13 protein-coding genes are annotated in these 16,666 nt (G+C 46.0%); 8 read left to right on the top strand and 5 right to left on the bottom strand.

The window, feature by feature from the left end:
• Positions 1 to 10: 10 nt before the first annotated feature.
• The 4 genes from FJQ58_RS25280 to FJQ58_RS25295 form a co-directional block, all read right to left on the bottom strand.
• Positions 11 to 1,012, bottom strand: a complete 1,002-nt coding sequence (locus FJQ58_RS25280) for an ABC transporter substrate-binding protein (protein WP_139997555.1) — start codon at positions 1,010 to 1,012, stop codon at positions 11 to 13.
• A 42-nt stretch (positions 1,013 to 1,054) separates the two neighbouring features.
• On the bottom strand, positions 1,055 to 1,936 hold the full coding sequence (locus FJQ58_RS25285; protein WP_238404342.1) for an ABC transporter permease: 882 nt from the start codon (positions 1,934 to 1,936) through the stop codon (positions 1,055 to 1,057).
• Entirely contained in the window at positions 1,936 to 2,748 is an 813-nt protein-coding gene (locus FJQ58_RS25290) for an ABC transporter ATP-binding protein (protein WP_139997556.1), read from the bottom strand. Before FJQ58_RS25290 ends, FJQ58_RS25285 begins: the two co-directional genes overlap by 1 nt.
• A 174-nt stretch (positions 2,749 to 2,922) precedes the next feature.
• Positions 2,923 to 4,590 carry a PucR family transcriptional regulator gene (locus tag FJQ58_RS25295; protein WP_139997557.1) on the bottom strand — a complete coding sequence of 556 codons (1,668 nt, stop codon included), beginning with the start codon at positions 4,588 to 4,590 and terminating at the stop codon, positions 2,923 to 2,925.
• 359 nt (positions 4,591 to 4,949) lie between these two features.
• On the opposite strand from FJQ58_RS25295, the gene FJQ58_RS25300 reads away from it, so the two are divergent.
• From FJQ58_RS25300 to FJQ58_RS25320, 5 genes are all read left to right on the top strand, one after another.
• Complete coding sequence (locus FJQ58_RS25300; RefSeq protein WP_139997558.1) at positions 4,950 to 5,528, top strand: O-methyltransferase; 579 nt, start codon at positions 4,950 to 4,952, stop codon at positions 5,526 to 5,528.
• A gap of 153 nt (positions 5,529 to 5,681) precedes the next feature.
• Positions 5,682 to 7,448, top strand: coding sequence for an ABC transporter ATP-binding protein (locus FJQ58_RS25305; RefSeq protein ID WP_139997559.1), 1,767 nt, complete (start codon positions 5,682 to 5,684; stop codon positions 7,446 to 7,448).
• Positions 7,445 to 9,184, top strand: a complete 1,740-nt coding sequence (locus tag FJQ58_RS25310) for an ABC transporter ATP-binding protein (RefSeq protein ID WP_139997560.1) — start codon at positions 7,445 to 7,447, stop codon at positions 9,182 to 9,184. The genes FJQ58_RS25305 and FJQ58_RS25310 overlap by 4 nt, the downstream gene beginning before the upstream one ends.
• A 28-nt stretch (positions 9,185 to 9,212) precedes the next feature.
• On the top strand, positions 9,213 to 9,836 hold the full coding sequence (locus tag FJQ58_RS25315; protein ID WP_139997561.1) for a hypothetical protein: 624 nt from the start codon (positions 9,213 to 9,215) through the stop codon (positions 9,834 to 9,836).
• A 256-nt stretch (positions 9,837 to 10,092) separates the two neighbouring features.
• Positions 10,093 to 10,353, top strand: a complete 261-nt coding sequence (locus FJQ58_RS25320; protein WP_139997563.1) for a hypothetical protein — start codon at positions 10,093 to 10,095, stop codon at positions 10,351 to 10,353.
• Between the two features lie 189 nt (positions 10,354 to 10,542).
• On the opposite strand, the gene FJQ58_RS25325 is transcribed toward FJQ58_RS25320, so the two are convergent.
• Positions 10,543 to 11,652, bottom strand: a complete 1,110-nt coding sequence (locus tag FJQ58_RS25325) for an AbrB family transcriptional regulator (protein ID WP_139997564.1) — start codon at positions 11,650 to 11,652, stop codon at positions 10,543 to 10,545.
• 745 nt (positions 11,653 to 12,397) lie between these two features.
• Here FJQ58_RS25325 and FJQ58_RS25330 point away from each other — a divergent pair.
• The 3 genes from FJQ58_RS25330 (at position 12,398) to FJQ58_RS25340 (ending at position 16,638) form a co-directional block, all read left to right on the top strand.
• Entirely contained in the window at positions 12,398 to 14,176 is a 1,779-nt protein-coding gene (locus tag FJQ58_RS25330; RefSeq protein WP_162341767.1) for a sensor histidine kinase, read from the top strand.
• Positions 14,169 to 15,260 carry a response regulator transcription factor gene (locus FJQ58_RS25335; protein WP_139997567.1) on the top strand — a complete coding sequence of 364 codons (1,092 nt, stop codon included), beginning with the start codon at positions 14,169 to 14,171 and terminating at the stop codon, positions 15,258 to 15,260. The genes FJQ58_RS25330 and FJQ58_RS25335 overlap by 8 nt, the downstream gene beginning before the upstream one ends.
• Positions 15,261 to 15,366: 106 nt before the next feature.
• Positions 15,367 to 16,638, top strand: a complete 1,272-nt coding sequence (locus FJQ58_RS25340; protein WP_139997569.1) for an ABC transporter substrate-binding protein — start codon at positions 15,367 to 15,369, stop codon at positions 16,636 to 16,638.
• Positions 16,639 to 16,666: the final 28 nt, after the last annotated feature.

Consider the following 16,666-nt stretch of genomic DNA (forward strand, 5'->3'; position numbering starts at 1 on the left):
CTCCTTTCGATTAAGGCATGAAGCTTGTATCGACCATATCCTCGTATTTCACATCAACCTTCAAATTGCCGATAAACTTTTGCATATCGATAGCCGCTTGGAACGCTGATGGCGTGAGTGTGCCGTCCTGCGGATAAACCTTGCTGTCAATCATTCGCTGTACCGCATTTTCAACAATCGCGCTGTCGAGGTTTGGGAACTCCTTTTTGGCAACAGCCTTCGTTCCCTCTGCGTCGGAGTGAATATAATCAAGCGCAAGTTCAATGGCGTTGACCATCCGCCGGACCAGATCCGGATTTTCTTTGATGACTTTAGAGGACGTATTCAAGGTGGCAAACGCGAAGTCCGGGTAATCTTTCGTAAAGTCATATACGATTTCAAGCCCCTGCAGCAAACCTTGATCGAGCTGCGGCTCGTAGACAACGGCGATATCCGCTTTGCCTGCCAACAATGTGCCTAGCTCAGAGCCGTTTTGAACTTCGACGATGGTGACATCCTTCTCCAAGCTAATGTTATGATCGGCGAACAGCTTGCGAAGCAGGCTGTTGGAGCTCGTCGGTGCAATGCCGGTGACAATCGTTTTTCCTTTGAAGTCCTCTGCCGTTTCAATCGATGTGCCTGTGTTGGCGACAGCCCATACCGGGGCGCTGCCGGATAGGATGCTTAAGGATCGCGCATCGCCGCCCTTTGCCTTAGCGAAAGCGACATGCTCAGGCCCATGGAAGGAAAATGTGGATTCCCCTGAAATAACGGAAGCAAGAGCAGTCGGTCCGCTTCCAGCTGCCGTAATCGACGAGAGCTCAATCTGGTTTTGCTCAAGGAAGCCTTTTTCTTTGGCTACGTATAACGGGAGGTATAGCAAGTTGTGATAAACCTCTGAAACCATGATGACGTCTTTTTTGGTATCGCTTGCTGTTTCAGCATCTGGGGTTGCCTGTTCTGTACCACATGCGCTTAGGAATAAGGTGCTAATCAATAAAAGTACCAGTAGTTTTGCCGCTGTTTTTTTCATTGTTGTAATCTCCTTTATGATTCAATTCGCTGGTTCGACGCATTAGACCCCGGCAGATTTATTCGAAGCCTGCGTACTATCGTTCCACGGCAATAGTTTTTTCTCGATAATGCTGACACAGGTATAGAGACAGGTCGCTACGAGCATCAAGGTAAATACCCCAACCCATACCGCAGGCAAATTAAACAGGTTGCCTTCCACGAAGATCATATGGCCAAGTCCCTTGTTTGACGAAATGAATTCGCCACCAACCACCGAGACAAGGGCAAGACCGATGTTAATGCGGAATGCGGAGATGATCCATGGAAGCGACGAGGGAACAATGATTTTTGTGAAGATTTGTCCCCGGTTTGCGCCAAAGGATTTCATCAAATGAATCTGCGATTGATCGATTTGATGTGTCGCCTGATAGGCGGACAATAGAGCCACGATAAAGGTAGCGACAGAAGCAAGCGCGATTTTGGAGAAAATGCCTGAGCCGAACCAAATAATGATCATTGGCGCAAGCGCGATTTTCGGTACGCCGTTCAGGGCGACGACAAAGGGATCAATTATTCGCGACAATTTGCTGGAGAACCAAAGCAGAAGTCCGACAAGGGAGCCGAGCAGGCTGCCTGCTACAAAGCCAATAACGGTGGCATTTACTGTTGCAAACGCATCACTGACAAGCTGGCCGGATTGCAGCATGGAGAAGGCTGTCTGGACAATGGCGGAAGGGGAGCCGAGCAGAAAAGCATTAACTAGCTCCATGCGTACGGCCGTTTCCCAGACTGCGATAATAACGGCTATGATGATGAAGCGCCAGGCCATGGCGGAAGCCCATTGCCTCATAGCCGCTGCTTGTTGCGGCTTTAGCCACCGTTTCTGACTTGCGGAAACCGTTTTTGATTCTTGCAGCTTCATGCCTTGCGATGCGTTTTCCATTAGCTTGACCTCCCCATTTGAATATCAAGCTCCGACCAGATCGTTTCGAAAAACTGCTTGAATCGGGCATCGGTTCTTGCTTTCATCGCTGAGCCATGCTCCGCGGCAAGCCCAACCTGATAAGTCTTCTTCACATAGGTGGGGCGCTTGCTCATGACGAAGACGCGGTCGGAGACGGAGATGGCTTCTTCAATATCATGCGTGATCAGCACGCCGGTTTTTCCTTCGTTTTTTAGGATGGAGAGGATCTCGTCCTCCAACACAAGCCGGGTTTGGTAATCAAGGGCTGAGAACGGCTCGTCGAGCAAGATAATATCAGGCTGAGTAACCAACGTTCGGATGAGTGCCACCCTTTGCCGCATGCCTCCGGACAGCGTAGAGGGGTAGGCCTTGGCGAAAGAGTCGAGACCGTAGCGTTCTAAATAGGTCATTGCCAGATCGCGCCGCTCATTTCGCGGCAATCCTTTTACTTCAAGGCCAATCGTGACGTTATCCAGAATCGTACGCCATGGCAACAGCAGATCACGCTGCATCATATAACCGACATGGCCAGTCTTGCGGCCGATCTCGTCGCCTCCTACCAGAACTTTGCCAGTGGTGGGCTCCAGCAAGCCAGCGACAATGTTGAAAATCGTGCTTTTACCACAGCCGCTGGGACCAACGATGCTAACGAATTCCTTTTGCGGAATATCCATCGTAATGCCGGCTAATACATGAATTTCATCACCCTCTGCGTTCATAAAGGATTTGGTGATGTCCTGTACTTGAATGGCAGGCTTTTCAATTGTAACGGGATAGGCTGCGCTGCTCATATGTTCCAACTCCCTTCTTCCATACAATCTTTATGTCAGAATTCCTAACATGTTCTCTATGTGTCTATCATAATGATTTCAAGAGCGTCTGTCATTGGTCGAAAAAGCTATAAACGAAATGTTAATTTAGCCGTTTTGACTAAAAACGAGTGCTTTCAAAAAATGATGCTTTCCTTACTTGTGCAAGGGAAGTGTTTTCAGCATTGGCTCTATGGCGAAGGCCATCCGAAATCGAAGGCTCTCTAAGGGGTCTTTTAGGCTGCGGCCGGTGAGCTTCTCGCATTTTTCCAGCCGATAAATGACGGTGTTGCGGTGTACGAACAGCGCTTTGGCGGTATCGATAATTTGGCAATGGTGATCATAAAAGGCCCTCAGCGTGCGCAAAAGCTCGTTCTGGTCATTCTCTTCTTTATTGAAAAGGGCTTTGAACACTTCTTCATAAAATAACCTTAGCTCCTCTTGGGGAAGCATCCGCAGCAGCCGACTGACATCCATCGTTTGGTACGATTGCACAAAGCGCTGCTTTTTTAATTGATAGCCCGCTTGCAGTGCTTTTTGCGCTTCTTTATAGGACATGCCAATATCGAGTACGTTGGTGAACGGATTGCCGATACCGAAGGAGAAGCTGATCTGATCGCTTTCGTACATGCGTTCCGCCGCTCGTTCCAGCTGCTTAACAAAAAGTGCTTCATTCCAGCCAATTAAAGGCTGCTTTATCAGCACGCCAAAACCTTCATTTTTGGTAAACATGACAAAAGTGACATCCAGCCCCCAAAATTCGGCCTTTAAGATTTCATACATGGCATCGCGATCGGCGCTCAGTCTCTCTTCCATAACGGTTTCAAACATCCGTTGACCCTCAGAGGCAGGCGGATCGGTCCTTGCTACAATCAGCAAGGAGGCAGCTTCCGCTTGCAAGCCATATTTGCTGCCACGGTGCAGCGCTTCTTGTTCCGTAGCGATATAACCTTCAATTAAGTCGGAGAAAAACTCGTTTTTGTAACGTCTGGAGCGTTCTTTGACAGCCTGCTTCTTCGTCATTTCAAGGCCTATGACATGCGCAGCTTGCTCTAAAGCGAGCGAGGACAAGCTGGATGGCGGGTAGGCGGGAATGAAGGCAAGCAAGCAGCCATCTTGCCGATACGTCTGAATAGGGAAAAGTTCAACATGGCGATATGGGGTGATTAGGGTAGTGGGCAAACAAAGGGACATCGAGGAGAGCGGGCCCGAAAGTTCAGCTAGCGCTTTGGAGGCTATTCCGGGCAACTGCTCCATAGGGACACTGTCAAAATGATGGGAAGAGGCCGCTACCTGATGCTTTCTATTGAACAGAAGAACAGGCGCAGCAAGAAGGTCGGCAAGCTTATCTACGATTCGCTCAAGCCCGTTTCCTTGCATTATCATATCGGAGAAATGCTTGTGGATGGTTAAAGCATAATGAAGCTCATGCGTTTTATTTTCAAGAATAAGACTGATGGATTGCTGGAAAAGCTCGCCCAGCGTAGTTTCGATCATAGATAGCTCGATAATGGGAAAACGCAGGCGATCCGCTTCCTCGAGAACCTCTGGAGGGATGCTCATAGCAAAACGTTTGGTTTTGATCGCGAGACCGGCGCAGCCTTTGCTATGCATGCCGATAATGAAATCCGCCAGGTTCTCCTGACGGTCTTTCAAAATATAACCGTTCGTTAATAAAAGGTCCCCTTCCTTAAGAAAGGTGACAATATCAGGCGCGTCCATAATATTAATAGAAGACACGTCACGAGTATGGAGGCCATCGCGGCCGGCAATGACTTCTGCATGCAAGAAAATGGAGGAGGCAAGCAAATCATTTAGAAGCATGGGTACCAGCACCTTTCTTTTTCAATATATAAGCCTGTTTAAGTCAGTTAAATTAACATAATTCTTATATTTCACTGTAAATTGAGCGTTAATGCTCAAGGTAGAAAGTAAACACTTACGTTTATGTCAGTAAAATTAACATGAAAAAGAAAAGATGTAAAGGATCTATTGTACGAAATGGCTAAAATGGGGGAGTGTTTTTAAACCTTTTGTATAGATGACTCTTCAATTCATAAACACGATTGATCTACATATCTTTTGTTTGATGCAAATAGTAATCTCCTATTTTGTATGAATGTGGTAATATATAAACCATATCATTTTAAGCTAATATCTTTTAGAAAAGGCGGTATTAAATCATGTTATGGACTCAAAACATAAAGAAACCGATGAAAGCGGAAGCCATTGCTGCGGATGCTGAAGCGGCTGGCTTTAAGATGTCCTGCGATCTAGAGACGGGTAGTTTATTAAGAACTTTAGCAGGATCATGTGAGCGTGGGAGATTACTGGAACTAGGGACCGGTGCGGGGTTATCAACGAGTTGGATTTTGGACGGCATGGACGCCGCATCCTCGTTATTGACGGTGGAGCTTGATGAATCGCTGCATAATATTGCTAGAACGCATCTAGGCAGCGATTCAAGAGTGCAGTTTTTCACTATGGATGGGACCGTATTTATAAAAGAATTTAAAGGCCATACATTTGATTTTATTTTTGCAGATACTTGGCCAGGAAAATACAATATGCTCGACGAGACATTAGCATTGCTCAGCCCAGGAGGATTGTATATTATTGATGATTTAATCCCGGTATCTACCTGGTCGGAGGGGCATGCTGGCAAAGTGGAGCATCTGATTCAATACTTGGATAGCAGGGAAGATCTTATCCTCACTAAGATCAATTGGTCTACAGGATTAATCATTGCTGCGAAGAAGTGACCGGGATATAGCTATCCAATTCATTTTTTTTGGTTATTTTAAGATCATTGATAGCGTATTTTCTATATCTAAAAGGTGTGGTTCGAACGCTTTCTTGAATGATCGTATGTAGCTTCACTCAGAGCAAATGACAAGATTGGGGAATGGATTTTCGTGGAATTATTAAAGGAATTAAATAAGACAAGCAGGATATTGCTCCGTTTACTAAGGATATCTAGTCCCTATTCGGGCTGGATGATTCTGCTGCTCGTGATATCGATCGCTGCCTCACTGATTGAGGTTGGGTATATGGAATCAATTCGAAGAATAGTTAAGGGAGCAACAGAAGCAAACGCTGGAACGGTGTACAACGGTGCTATTCTTGGACTAGCAATGATTGTTTTACGATTTGTGGGTGACGCCTGGTCATCCCATATGACTGTTACTTTAAACAATCGCTCAGTTACCCATCTTCAAACACAGTTGTTATCGAAGCTCGCAAGTTCATCTTATCAGGAGACCGGGGCTTATCACTCGGGTGATTTAGCAAACCGCGTTTGGGATTCAGCGAGAGACGCACAGCTCGGCCTGAATGAGAAGATGATTTCGCTGCTTCGAAACGGCATTCAATTAGTGATCGCTTTTATTTATTTCAGTTGGGTAAACATAACACTTTCCTTAGGGTTAATTGGTTATACGCTGTTGTTCATATTCTTAGCTGTTCCGATTAGCCGATGGCTGCACAAGAGCTATGATATACGGAATGCTCTAACAGCGGAGAGAGATTCACTTTTAACGGAAGTTATCCATGCTCCTGAAGAAATACGGACCTACGCTTTGGGTTCGCATATGCGCCGACAATTTCAAAAGAAATGGAACATGGTCGTAAAGCAAGCGATGAAAGTTTCTCTATTAGAGCGAATTGTAGATGCGACAGGCAGACTTTCGACGTTCGGCGGAATGTTGTTTATCTTGATTGTCGGTGGGCTTCAAATCTATAAAGGGCAGCTGGATATTGCAGGATTAGCAGCATTTCTTGTGGCAAGTGGCCAGTTGACGCGTCCGCTGGAATCCATTGCCGGCTTATGGGCAGGACTGATGGAGGCAGTTTCACAAGCTAACCGGGCATTCGATGTTATGGATATGCCTAACGAACATCACAATAAGCCAGCGGCTGATTTGGCATTTGCACCCGAGAAGGGAGTTGTCCTTCAGCATCTCTCATTCTCGTATGCGAAAGGTAAGGAGCATGTGTTGGCGGATATATCATTTCATGCATGCAGTTCTCATATTACTGTGATTGCCGGTCCTAGCGGCTCCGGCAAAACGACATTGCTGCATCTCTTATCAGGCCTCTATGTGCCAACAATGGGCAGCATATATTATGAGGGTCTTCACCATGATAATCTTTCTCTTCAAAAACTTCGTCCCAGAATGGGGATTGTGCCTCAGGAGCCCTTTGTATTCGAAGGAACGTTTCGCGAGAATATTAAGCTTGGCAGCGAAGAACAGTCCGATGACAATATGATTATAGCTGCCAAAATGGCATTCATTCATGAGCGAATTATGCTCCATCCTTCGGGCTACGACACTATGATTGGCAGCCAGGGGGTTCAGTTATCTGGAGGAGAAAAGCAGCGGCTTACTCTTGCGAGAGCATTATTTAAAAAACCTTCGATTCTGTTATTGGACGAACCAACCTCTTCGCAAGATAATCTCACTGACGAAAACATGAATCTAGCACTGAGGGATGCGGCAAAGCATAGGACGGTAATTGTTGTTACGCATAGACTGGCCTCCATGAGACGGGCTGATCAGGTCGTATTTCTAAATAACGGCAGGATGATAGCTGCGGGTACCCATGATGAGCTGGTTGCTAAGAGCAGCGAATATGCAGATTTCATTCATCAACAAGAGATAACAGAGGAGGGTCGGGTATGAAAAATCCGAAGACTGCAAGCGTGTGGCTGCACTGGTCAATCATCTTGCGATTCCTTAGACCCTATTGGATTATTGGTAGTTTGATCGCTGTCCTTCTGCTTGGTGATGCTGTATTTGATATGAGTGTGGCTTTTACTCAGGGTTTCTTTATTGATGCTCTGCAAGAAAATGGACGCGCGGAAATCATGCGACTTTCATTTATGATATTGAGCGCTCTACTGGGTTTTATTTTGCTGCTTGCCGTTCATCGTTACCTTTTGGTGTGGTTGAATTATGCCGTGCACAAGGATATGTCACTGCATGTATTCGATGCAGTCAACCGGCTGCCCTTTTTATTTTTCCAAAAGCAATTACCGGGCGATATTTTGCTAAGAGTGAAGGAAGACACCAAGCATGGTACGGATCTGATCGAAGCAGCCGTAGAATTCATCACGGTTCTGATTATCATCGGATTGTCATTCGGGTATTTGATGAAGGTGGATAGACTGCTCGCTGTCTTTGCAATTGTTAGTATTTTTCTTATTTTCTTTTCCAGTCGTTTTTTTGACAAGCGCCTCCAATCGGAAGCTGCGAGCGTTGAAACAGAGGAAGCCGAAGCACAAAACAAAATTTTGGAATACATGAATGGCATTGCGGTGATTAAACATGAGGATGCCAGTCAGTGGCTGATAAGCCGATTTGCAAGGCATCAAACGGTCTTGCATCGTTACCGCTCTAAACTGGCCATGACAGAAACGATGGCGGATGGCACGGCAATGGCTGTTTTTAGTACGACTCAGCTCATTGCCCTTGCACTCATTGGGCTCTCCGCAGCAAGAGATACGCTCTCGCCAGGCATGATTGTCGCCTGCGGCTTGCTGTTTGAGCTGATCGTTTGGCCTGTTTTGGGCTTATCCCGTCAATGGAGCAAAATGTATAAAGCGGTTGGTGCGTTTCAACGCATTTATGATTGGATGGAGAAAGAGCCGAGTCTTGAAGCTAATAAGAATAAGCTGGAATCATCATGGACGGAACCGCTCGAGCTGAAGCTTACAGACGTTTCCTTTTGGCCCCATACCGCAGAGAGACCTGTAGTGGAGGGAATTACAATGGAGGTTAGGGCTGGTGAAATTGTTGCTGTCGTCGGTCCGAGCGGAGCTGGAAAGTCTACGTTATGCAAACTGATGGCGGGGTTGTATGAGCCAACTTCTGGTCTAGTTCTCTTGCCAAACGGATCAGCTTCAGAACAGTTAATGAAAGAGAATGAAGATGTAACCTATGTTTCGCAATCGCCAGCATTTTTCTCCGGCAGTATTAGAGACAATATGGTGTTAAATAAAATGGGAATTTCGGATCTTGCGCTTATAGCTGCAGCCGAATCTGCTGCACTTCAGTCCGTTATTGAGCAATTTGACGATAAATATGAGGCGCAGTTAGAGGAGAAAGGTTTGAATCTGTCGGGTGGTCAACGGCAGCGGCTATCTATGTCGCGTGTTTTTCTACGTCAATCGGGTCTTTATATTTTTGATGAACCTACTTCAGCATTAGATGTACAAACCGAGCAAAAAGTCATGCAAAGTTTATTTTCCTTCTTAGATGGAAAGACGGCTATCATGGTTACCCATAAAATGGAGTTAGCCAGACTAGCTAACCGTATTGTTGTGATGGAAAGTGGAAGGATCGTTGAAGAGGGAACCCATGATGAACTCATGCAGCGAAGAAATTTGTATTTTAAGTTATGTACTTCAGGAATGTAACACTAAGTTGCCTTAAGGAGATGAAGAATTGAAAATTTTGCAAACGGTTTGTTCAGTTCTTATTTTATTGGTAATTGTATCGGGATGCTCTGCTGCAAGCTCGGAAGAGCGCGGAGTCTTGTCCATTAAATCCTTTGAGTTGTTTGAGGGGGGTGACAAGCGGTATCAACCCTTTCTAGGATCGATGTCGGGAGCGGTTAAGCTTAGTTATAAAGGGACGAAATCAAACGTTCGGGTAAGTATGGAGGTATGGGAAAACGGAGCGTTAAAAGAGCCAGCTCAATCTTCATTAAGCTCCGCTATTCAACAATCCCAAAACGGGGATAGGGTTATGGATGGTGAATTAGTCGTTTCAGTCAAACAACAGGCGGATGAGACTACCTCTAAACAGACCAAATACAATGTAACCGTTGCTTTAAATGATCAAGGCGGAACAACAAGCTCGGAATATGAGGTTGCGGCTGACTTCGCTGGTAATGCGAGCATGCCAATCGTGCTCGGCAAAGATGAACTAACCATCGATGAAACAGAAGAGGTTGCAGTATGGGGGATGCAAGCATCTGAGAATGGTATGCAAACCGTAAGCTTAACTCAGGAAATGCTTAAACAGGTGAAATGGGCTGTCATTTTTAAAATATCGCTATCGGACTAAAATGGGAGGCATATTAATGAGAATAGTAACCGTCTACGATGAGCTGAGAGTGAAAAGAACAGCGGGGTAATTGTCAATATGCTGGAAGTTGTCCTTTAACTCTACTTTGGTCCCTCTGACCGGGGTGATTTGTATAAAATAATCGACATGAATGGTGATGAAAAAAATTTTATTCGACTACGTGCTTCGACAGAGTTTTAGTTGTCAACGAGCTATACTTAACAGGTACTATTTCATTGACAGCGGAGGGTTGCTCATGATTAATTCAAATCTGAAAAAAAGAATCGTATGGTTCGTTAACAGCGAAATCGAGCGCGTGCTAATGAATCTGAAGACCGGGGCTGTTAACAAAGAAAATGCCCTTGGAAGCTTTAACACCCTATATCAGATCGCCTCGTCGACGAGAGATACTGACGCGATGGTTTATTTATGCGAAATCATCGAGAAAATCAGATCTTCCAATCATCGGTCGGGACTATTTCATTTTACAGAAATGCGTAAGGAATCCTATTATTAATCAATTGTTCGTTTCAACGTTGATTTCAAAGAAAAGAGACCGGAATGGGTCTTTTTTTTGTGTCCATCGGTAGGGAAGATGAGGCTAATTGAAAAGCTTAACCGAGGCTTGATATCAAACAATGAGCCCTCTGGCAAATGGAGGATAACCACGAGGTTATCAACTCCATAGCTGAGGGCTCTTTGCGTGTTATCCACGGCCACGTGTTCGCTCCATGAAGCGAAAAAGCATCTTAAGAAGCGGAGGGATCAAGAGGAGGATAAATAGGATGCGAAACAGCTGATAGCTGGTCACGATACTGATATCGCCGTTTACTTCGTGCGCGATGATGCCCATTTGGTCCATCCCGCCAGGCGCCAGGCTGAGCAATGACGTTGCTGGCGAGTCGCCGTGCAGCTTGCGGAGCAGAATGCTAAGGCCAAAGGAGCCGGAAATGAGGCTTAATCCGCTAATCATAGCTACGAAAAACATTTTAAATTTATTTTTTAACGATTCAGGCTTCAGCAGCAAGCCAACGTAACTGCCGATCATGAGCTGAGAGGCATTAATCCAAGAGACAGGCAGCTCGGGTGCAGACACGCCTGAAAGATGCAATAGGGCAGTTACAAGGAGAGGAGCGAGCAAGTAAGGGGTAGGCAATTTGATGCGCTCACTTATAACTGCGCAAACCGTGCATAGGACGGCGAAGACAAGAAGAATTGGAAATAAGGGCTCGCCGTGCGTTAACGCAGGCGCTGCAACATTACCGGGAAGAACGGAATGTGCTTCGCCAATGCCGAATAATGGGCTGAATATCAGGATTGGAATACAGATGACAATCATCATTAATCGGGAAATCTGAAGAAAGGTTACAATCGTTAAATCGATGCCTTTCGTTTCCTCTGCTAATGAAATGATTTGCGACAGCCCGCCTGGAATGCTTCCGGTTAGTACGGTTGCATAAGGAATACCGGTGGCCTTGGCTATCAAATAAGCAATGATTGCGCAAAACAGCAACAATAACAAAGTCATGAGGATCATGGTTGGGAGCTGGCGTTTAATCTGAACCAAAGTCGATAGCGTAAAGGATAACCCAAACGTATAGCCGACGATGATCATGCCTGTATTTCGAATATAGCCGGGCCATAGCGGCTTAACGGATTGAAATAATTTTGACCCGATAAAAACAAAAATCATCGAACCGAGCATCCAAGGGATAGGCAAATGAAGAACGTTGAACACGATTCCGCCGATGACTGCAAGTAAAAACGTAATAAGGAATCTGATTGCAGCATGTTCTGCTAATGCTTGTTTATTCATGGGTGTCCTTCTTTATGTTCTGTCTTATGTAGAGATTGGCGGGCCGCCAAATCATTGCGGACAAGTCCATTGTCTATCAAGCTGTGTTTAATTTCAAGTATGGTCATCCTAAAGGCAGGGGGATAGCCGCTCTCTGAATAGAAAAGATTTCATTTCAGAAATAAAGAAAGAGAGCACCGGGGTTTCAGCGCTCTCTTTTGCAGCCATATGCTATTTACTTCATTTCTTTTTCGCTTTGGAAATTTTGGAGATATGAGATTTGCCGCTTTTGTGGTGTCTACGGGAACGATTTGAACGATTCGAACGGTTTGAGCGGTGCTCATGTTCAGAAGCATTTTCATTATGATAGCAATATTGATAGAAATGTTTTTCAACTGGCACGCAGTGATGGCGAGTTACAACGTTTACTTGATGAACAACCTCTACGATTTGTGGATGGAAAACATCATTAATTACCGTGACTGGCGGATCGTATACTCGGACTGTCGGACAAAATGGTCTGCAAGACAATATTGTCAGCTCCTTTCCCTAGTAGTCTTCTATACAATATGAAACTCCCTTATAATATGCTTGTGCTAGAGCCTTGCGAGACAAATGATGAGAGGGTCCAACTAGGCAAATAGGAGTAGAATGCTAGGTATCAATATTGTGCAATACTAATAGCTAATTCAATCCAATGATTCGTTTTATTGTTTTGGTACACTGGGAGCAGATTAAGATGCGCATGATAGAGAGGATGAGGGAAATGAAACGCACAAGCATCCGATATAGGCTCATGCTGCTTATGATTTGTCTGACTACGCTGCCTGTTCTGACAGTCACCTGGATTGCGACTAACAATACTCGCAATTCGGTGGAGAAAGAAATTATTGACGCTAATCGTTCTCGGATGATGTGGGCAGATCAATATTTGGATGAGTTGATTCGGCAAATTGACGTTTTGTTTTATTCGCTTCAAGTGAATGAATCCTTGATTGAGGGTTTAAACACAGTGGATGCGCAGAACGGAGGCGGACAATTTCGAACGCAAAAATATATACAGGAAACCTTAACAAAGGCCTTTTATGCAAACTCCAAAAAAATAGATGAGCTGGCACTCTACACTCACCAGAGCCACAAGGTTTATTCCGTTAATTATGCGAGCAGCGGACTTATTTATTCGCTAGATATCCAGAAAGGGAATTGGAACCGGCTGCTGCAAGCGCCGATCAACCTTTATTTCAAACAGTCCGGTACCGGGATCTATGCGTTTCACAGCATGAACCAATTTGCAGATCAGCATTTGCTGGGCGGACTTTCCATTCGTATCAATAAGGATGTGTGGAAAGAAGTGAGCACGATTTTGAAATCGGAGGATGACAGCTCAGTATTCCTGATCAACGATGAAGGGGAGCTGCTTTCGGGCTCCACGATGGAACAGAGCTTGTCGCCACTTAACGACATTTTGAGCTATGGTCCTTTATTGAATAAAGAATTGGAGATCAAGAAAACGGATAGCTATTTTATTTTCAGCAAACGTGTTGATGATGGGGAGCTTACGCTCATTAAAGCGCTGCCGATTACGACGATTACCGAGAGCGCTAACAATACGGTAAGAGCGGGTATTATTACGGGCCTCCTCTTTGCGCTTGCATCGATTATCCTTTCGATTATGGTATCGCTGCGAATTACGAGACCGATTGTCTCGTTAGCAAGGACGATGCGGCTGACGCCGATCCAGCAGTTTGAGCTAACCTCAGTCCAGAGCCAGGATGAGATTGGGCTGCTGGAGAGAGGTTACAATTCCATGATGCAGCGGATGAAGGAGCTCGTCGAGAACGAATACCAGAAAGAGATCGAGGTGAAGAACGCGCAGCTGATGGCTCTACAGGCCCAAATTAATCCTCATTTTTTGAATAATACGCTGAATCTGATCGGGGGCATGGCACTTGTCAAAGGAGCTCCTGAAATTTATAAAATAACGCAAGGGATTGGCGATCTGCTACGATACTCGATAAGCTCCGGCCATGATGCAGCTACGCTGGAAGATGAGCTGAAGCATATTCGTAATTATTTATTCATTCAAGAACAACGTTTTATCGGTCGCTGCACGGTTACCATCGAGTATGACGGCTCAGGACGCGGTGTCCATTTGCCTAGGTTTACGCTGCAGCCGATTGTCGAAAATGCCTTCGAGCACGGACTGCAGCCGAAGGAAGGAAGCTGGGAAATTAAGATCCGGGTGAAGACAATTATGAATCATTTGGCTGTCTTTATTTTGGACAACGGGGCAGGGATGGATAAGGAGCGCCTCGGCATGCTGCGTGCGGGGTTGAAAGAAGGCGGCGTTCTTAAATTTGACCGTTTAGCAGGGGATATGGAGAAGCCGCAAAAGCGCAAAGGAATCGGTTTGCAAAACGTCAGTTCAAGGCTGAAGCTGCATTTTGGCGAGAGTGCTTCGCTACGGATATTCAGCAGGCCTGGACAAGGGACTTTGCTTGCACTTAAGCTGCCTATGCCAAGGAGGGGAGAACAGCATGAATAAAGTATTGATTATCGATGATGAGCCTTGGGCTAGAGAAGTGATTAAAGCGTTAGGGGAATGGGAGCGCCTGCAGCTTGCCATCGCAGGGGAGGCAGAGGATGGCAAGTCCGGGCTGCGTTTGATTCGCGAGCTTTCTCCCGAAATTATTATTACGGATATGCGCATGCCAGGCGTGGATGGGGTGGAACTGCTGCAACAAATCAATGACCAGTTCCCGTTACTGAAAATCATTGTGATGAGCGGGTATGACGATTTCATCTATCTTAAGCAGGCGATACGATCTAGGGCTGTGGAGTATTTGCTGAAGCCGGTAGATCCTTCGGAGCTAAACAGTGCTTTGCAAAAATGTGTCGAGGAGCTGGGAGCGGAGAACAAACCGGCAGTCATGGTGCCGCCGCCTTTGCTCCAGTTCTCAAGCGTTCCTGAGACCGATCGTTACTCAGCGCTTAAGCAGCGTGCGCTTGCCGGATTATTTGAGCTGAGCAAACCAGCGATGCTGCAGGCATTGGGCAAAATAGAGCGTTTATTAACTGATGCGCATCCCGATGGGTTTAGCGGGGAGCAACAGGAGCGGTTGATCGCTGATTTCGATTCTTTACTTGAACAATTTCTAATTCAATACGAATCCGATAACCTGTCGCTAACTACCCGGCTTAAGCTAAGCGCCTCTTACGCAGGTATAGAGGAAACCGTAAGAACTATAGGCACACTCTTCTGCGAAGCAATAGATAAAATCGAAGCGATCCAGAAAACGAAAGGAAGCCTTGTTATTGCCGAGGTAAAAAGCTATTTGGATAGCCATTTTTTGGATCCCATCGCACTTGAGAGCGTTGCCCTGCAATTTTATGTGAGCAAGGAGCATTTGAGCCGCACGTTCAAAGCGGCAGTCGGAGAGAATCTGACGGAATATATTATCCGAAAGCGCATGGAGAAGGCTGGAGAATTGCTGCGCCAGCCCCATATATCGATCAAAGAAGTCGCACAGTTGACCGGATACCCGGAACTACCGTATTTCCACCGTGTATTCAAGAAGCATTTTGGCGTGACGCCAGGCGAAGTGAGGAGAGCTGGCCAACAGGAATAAAGCGCTATCAATATTGTGCAATAAAAGCCGCTAATCGGTTGTAATGCTTCCTGAATCCCGCCTGACTATACTGAAGAGGCAACCAAACAAACAAGGGGGACTCAACATGAAGAAAACGCTTTATCTTGGTTTGGCTAGTGTGCTGCTGGTCACGTCGCTTGCTGCTTGCGGCTCGAATGATGAAGGGAACAAATCGAGCGGTTCGAACGTACAGAAGGTGGAACTAAAGGTTCAAATCGGTTCGCCAAGATTCAAGGACCAATTCGAGAAATACTTCGAGCAGTTTAAGGCGAAGGAGCTCGCTGAGAAAAATATCGAAGTCACCATTGATTTGGAAATGCCGAATCCTGATCAGGCTAAGCAGGTGCTGCAAGCAAGGCTGGCATCGAACGATGCGCCTGACATCTTTGACGTTCATGCGAATGACTTGAGCACGTATGACAAAGCCGGGTATTTGGAGGACCTTACGGGCCAGCCGGCAACGGAAACTTTGTACGAAACGGTAAAAAATACGGTGATGAACGAGGGACGCATCATAGCGCTGCCGCTGGAGAGCTTGTCATGGGGGTATTTGTACAACAAGAAGATGTTCAACGAGCTTGGCCTGACACCGCCGCAAACGCTTGATGAAATGAAAGCGGTTGTGGAGAAGCTGAAGCAGGCGGATAAGAAGCCGTTTCTGCTGGCTTTCCAGGAATCATGGGTTCCGCAACTGATGACAGCCTTATCATTAGGCGGGATCGTGTCATCCGAGCATCAGGACTGGATTGAAAAAATGAACAAAGGCGAGGCTTCCTACGCCGATGTGTCAGACATTTTTAATATCATCGACCTCATTATGGAAAATGGCACCGCAAAACCGTTCGAGGTTGGGAACGAAGCGGGTTCTACTGACTTTGCGAATGGCAAGGCGGCCATGTGGGTGCAAGGGCCTTGGAATGCGGAGACGATTCTAAAGGTTAACCCTGAGATGGAATTTGGGGTTGCTCCGCTGCCTGTCAGCAATAACGCAGCGGGCACGATGATCAATTTGTCGACATCCACTACGCTGGCCGTGTCCAAAACTAGCAAAAACAAAGAAGTCGCGTTGGATTTGCTCAACTACTTCTATGACGAGAAGGATTCCTCCACGTTGTTTCAGGAATTGAAATTCAATCCGGTTTCCAGCGTACATCAGTACGAGGTATTCCCATGGGTCAATGAAGCCTCGGAATATGTGGCACAAGGCAAGGCTTATCAAGATTTAAAGCTGCCTAATGGCGTAACTGACGAGCAGGCGAAGCTGCTTCAAAGCTATTTTGCCAAAGAAGTGACGAAGGACCAGTTTATCAGCAGCATGGATAAGGCATGGGCTACAGCGGTTCAAAGCACGAAATAACGAGGCCAATGACTGATTAGGAGTGACG

Source organism: Paenibacillus paridis (assembly GCF_006345825.1).
Taxonomy (GTDB): Bacteria; Bacillota; Bacilli; order Paenibacillales; family Paenibacillaceae; genus Pristimantibacillus; species Pristimantibacillus paridis.

What these genes read in the sequence shown, in the direction of transcription:
- FJQ58_RS25295 (WP_139997557.1), bottom strand. Translation starts at nt 4,590, where the DNA reads ATGCTTCTAAATGATTTGCTTGCCTCCTCCATTTTCTTGCATGCAGAA.
- FJQ58_RS25310 (WP_139997560.1), top strand. Translation starts at nt 7,445, where the DNA reads ATGAAAAATCCGAAGACTGCAAGCGTGTGGCTGCACTGGTCAATCATC.
- FJQ58_RS25340 (WP_139997569.1), top strand. Translation starts at nt 15,367, where the DNA reads ATGAAGAAAACGCTTTATCTTGGTTTGGCTAGTGTGCTGCTGGTCACG.
- FJQ58_RS25290 (WP_139997556.1), bottom strand. Translation starts at nt 2,748, where the DNA reads ATGAGCAGCGCAGCCTATCCCGTTACAATTGAAAAGCCTGCCATTCAA.
- FJQ58_RS25285 (WP_238404342.1), bottom strand. Translation starts at nt 1,936, where the DNA reads ATGGAAAACGCATCGCAAGGCATGAAGCTGCAAGAATCAAAAACGGTT.
- FJQ58_RS25320 (WP_139997563.1), top strand. Translation starts at nt 10,093, where the DNA reads ATGATTAATTCAAATCTGAAAAAAAGAATCGTATGGTTCGTTAACAGC.
- FJQ58_RS25330 (WP_162341767.1), top strand. Translation starts at nt 12,398, where the DNA reads ATGAAACGCACAAGCATCCGATATAGGCTCATGCTGCTTATGATTTGT.
- FJQ58_RS25280 (WP_139997555.1), bottom strand. Translation starts at nt 1,012, where the DNA reads ATGAAAAAAACAGCGGCAAAACTACTGGTACTTTTATTGATTAGCACC.
- FJQ58_RS25325 (WP_139997564.1), bottom strand. Translation starts at nt 11,652, where the DNA reads ATGAATAAACAAGCATTAGCAGAACATGCTGCAATCAGATTCCTTATT.
- FJQ58_RS25335 (WP_139997567.1), top strand. Translation starts at nt 14,169, where the DNA reads ATGAATAAAGTATTGATTATCGATGATGAGCCTTGGGCTAGAGAAGTG.
- FJQ58_RS25300 (WP_139997558.1), top strand. Translation starts at nt 4,950, where the DNA reads ATGTTATGGACTCAAAACATAAAGAAACCGATGAAAGCGGAAGCCATT.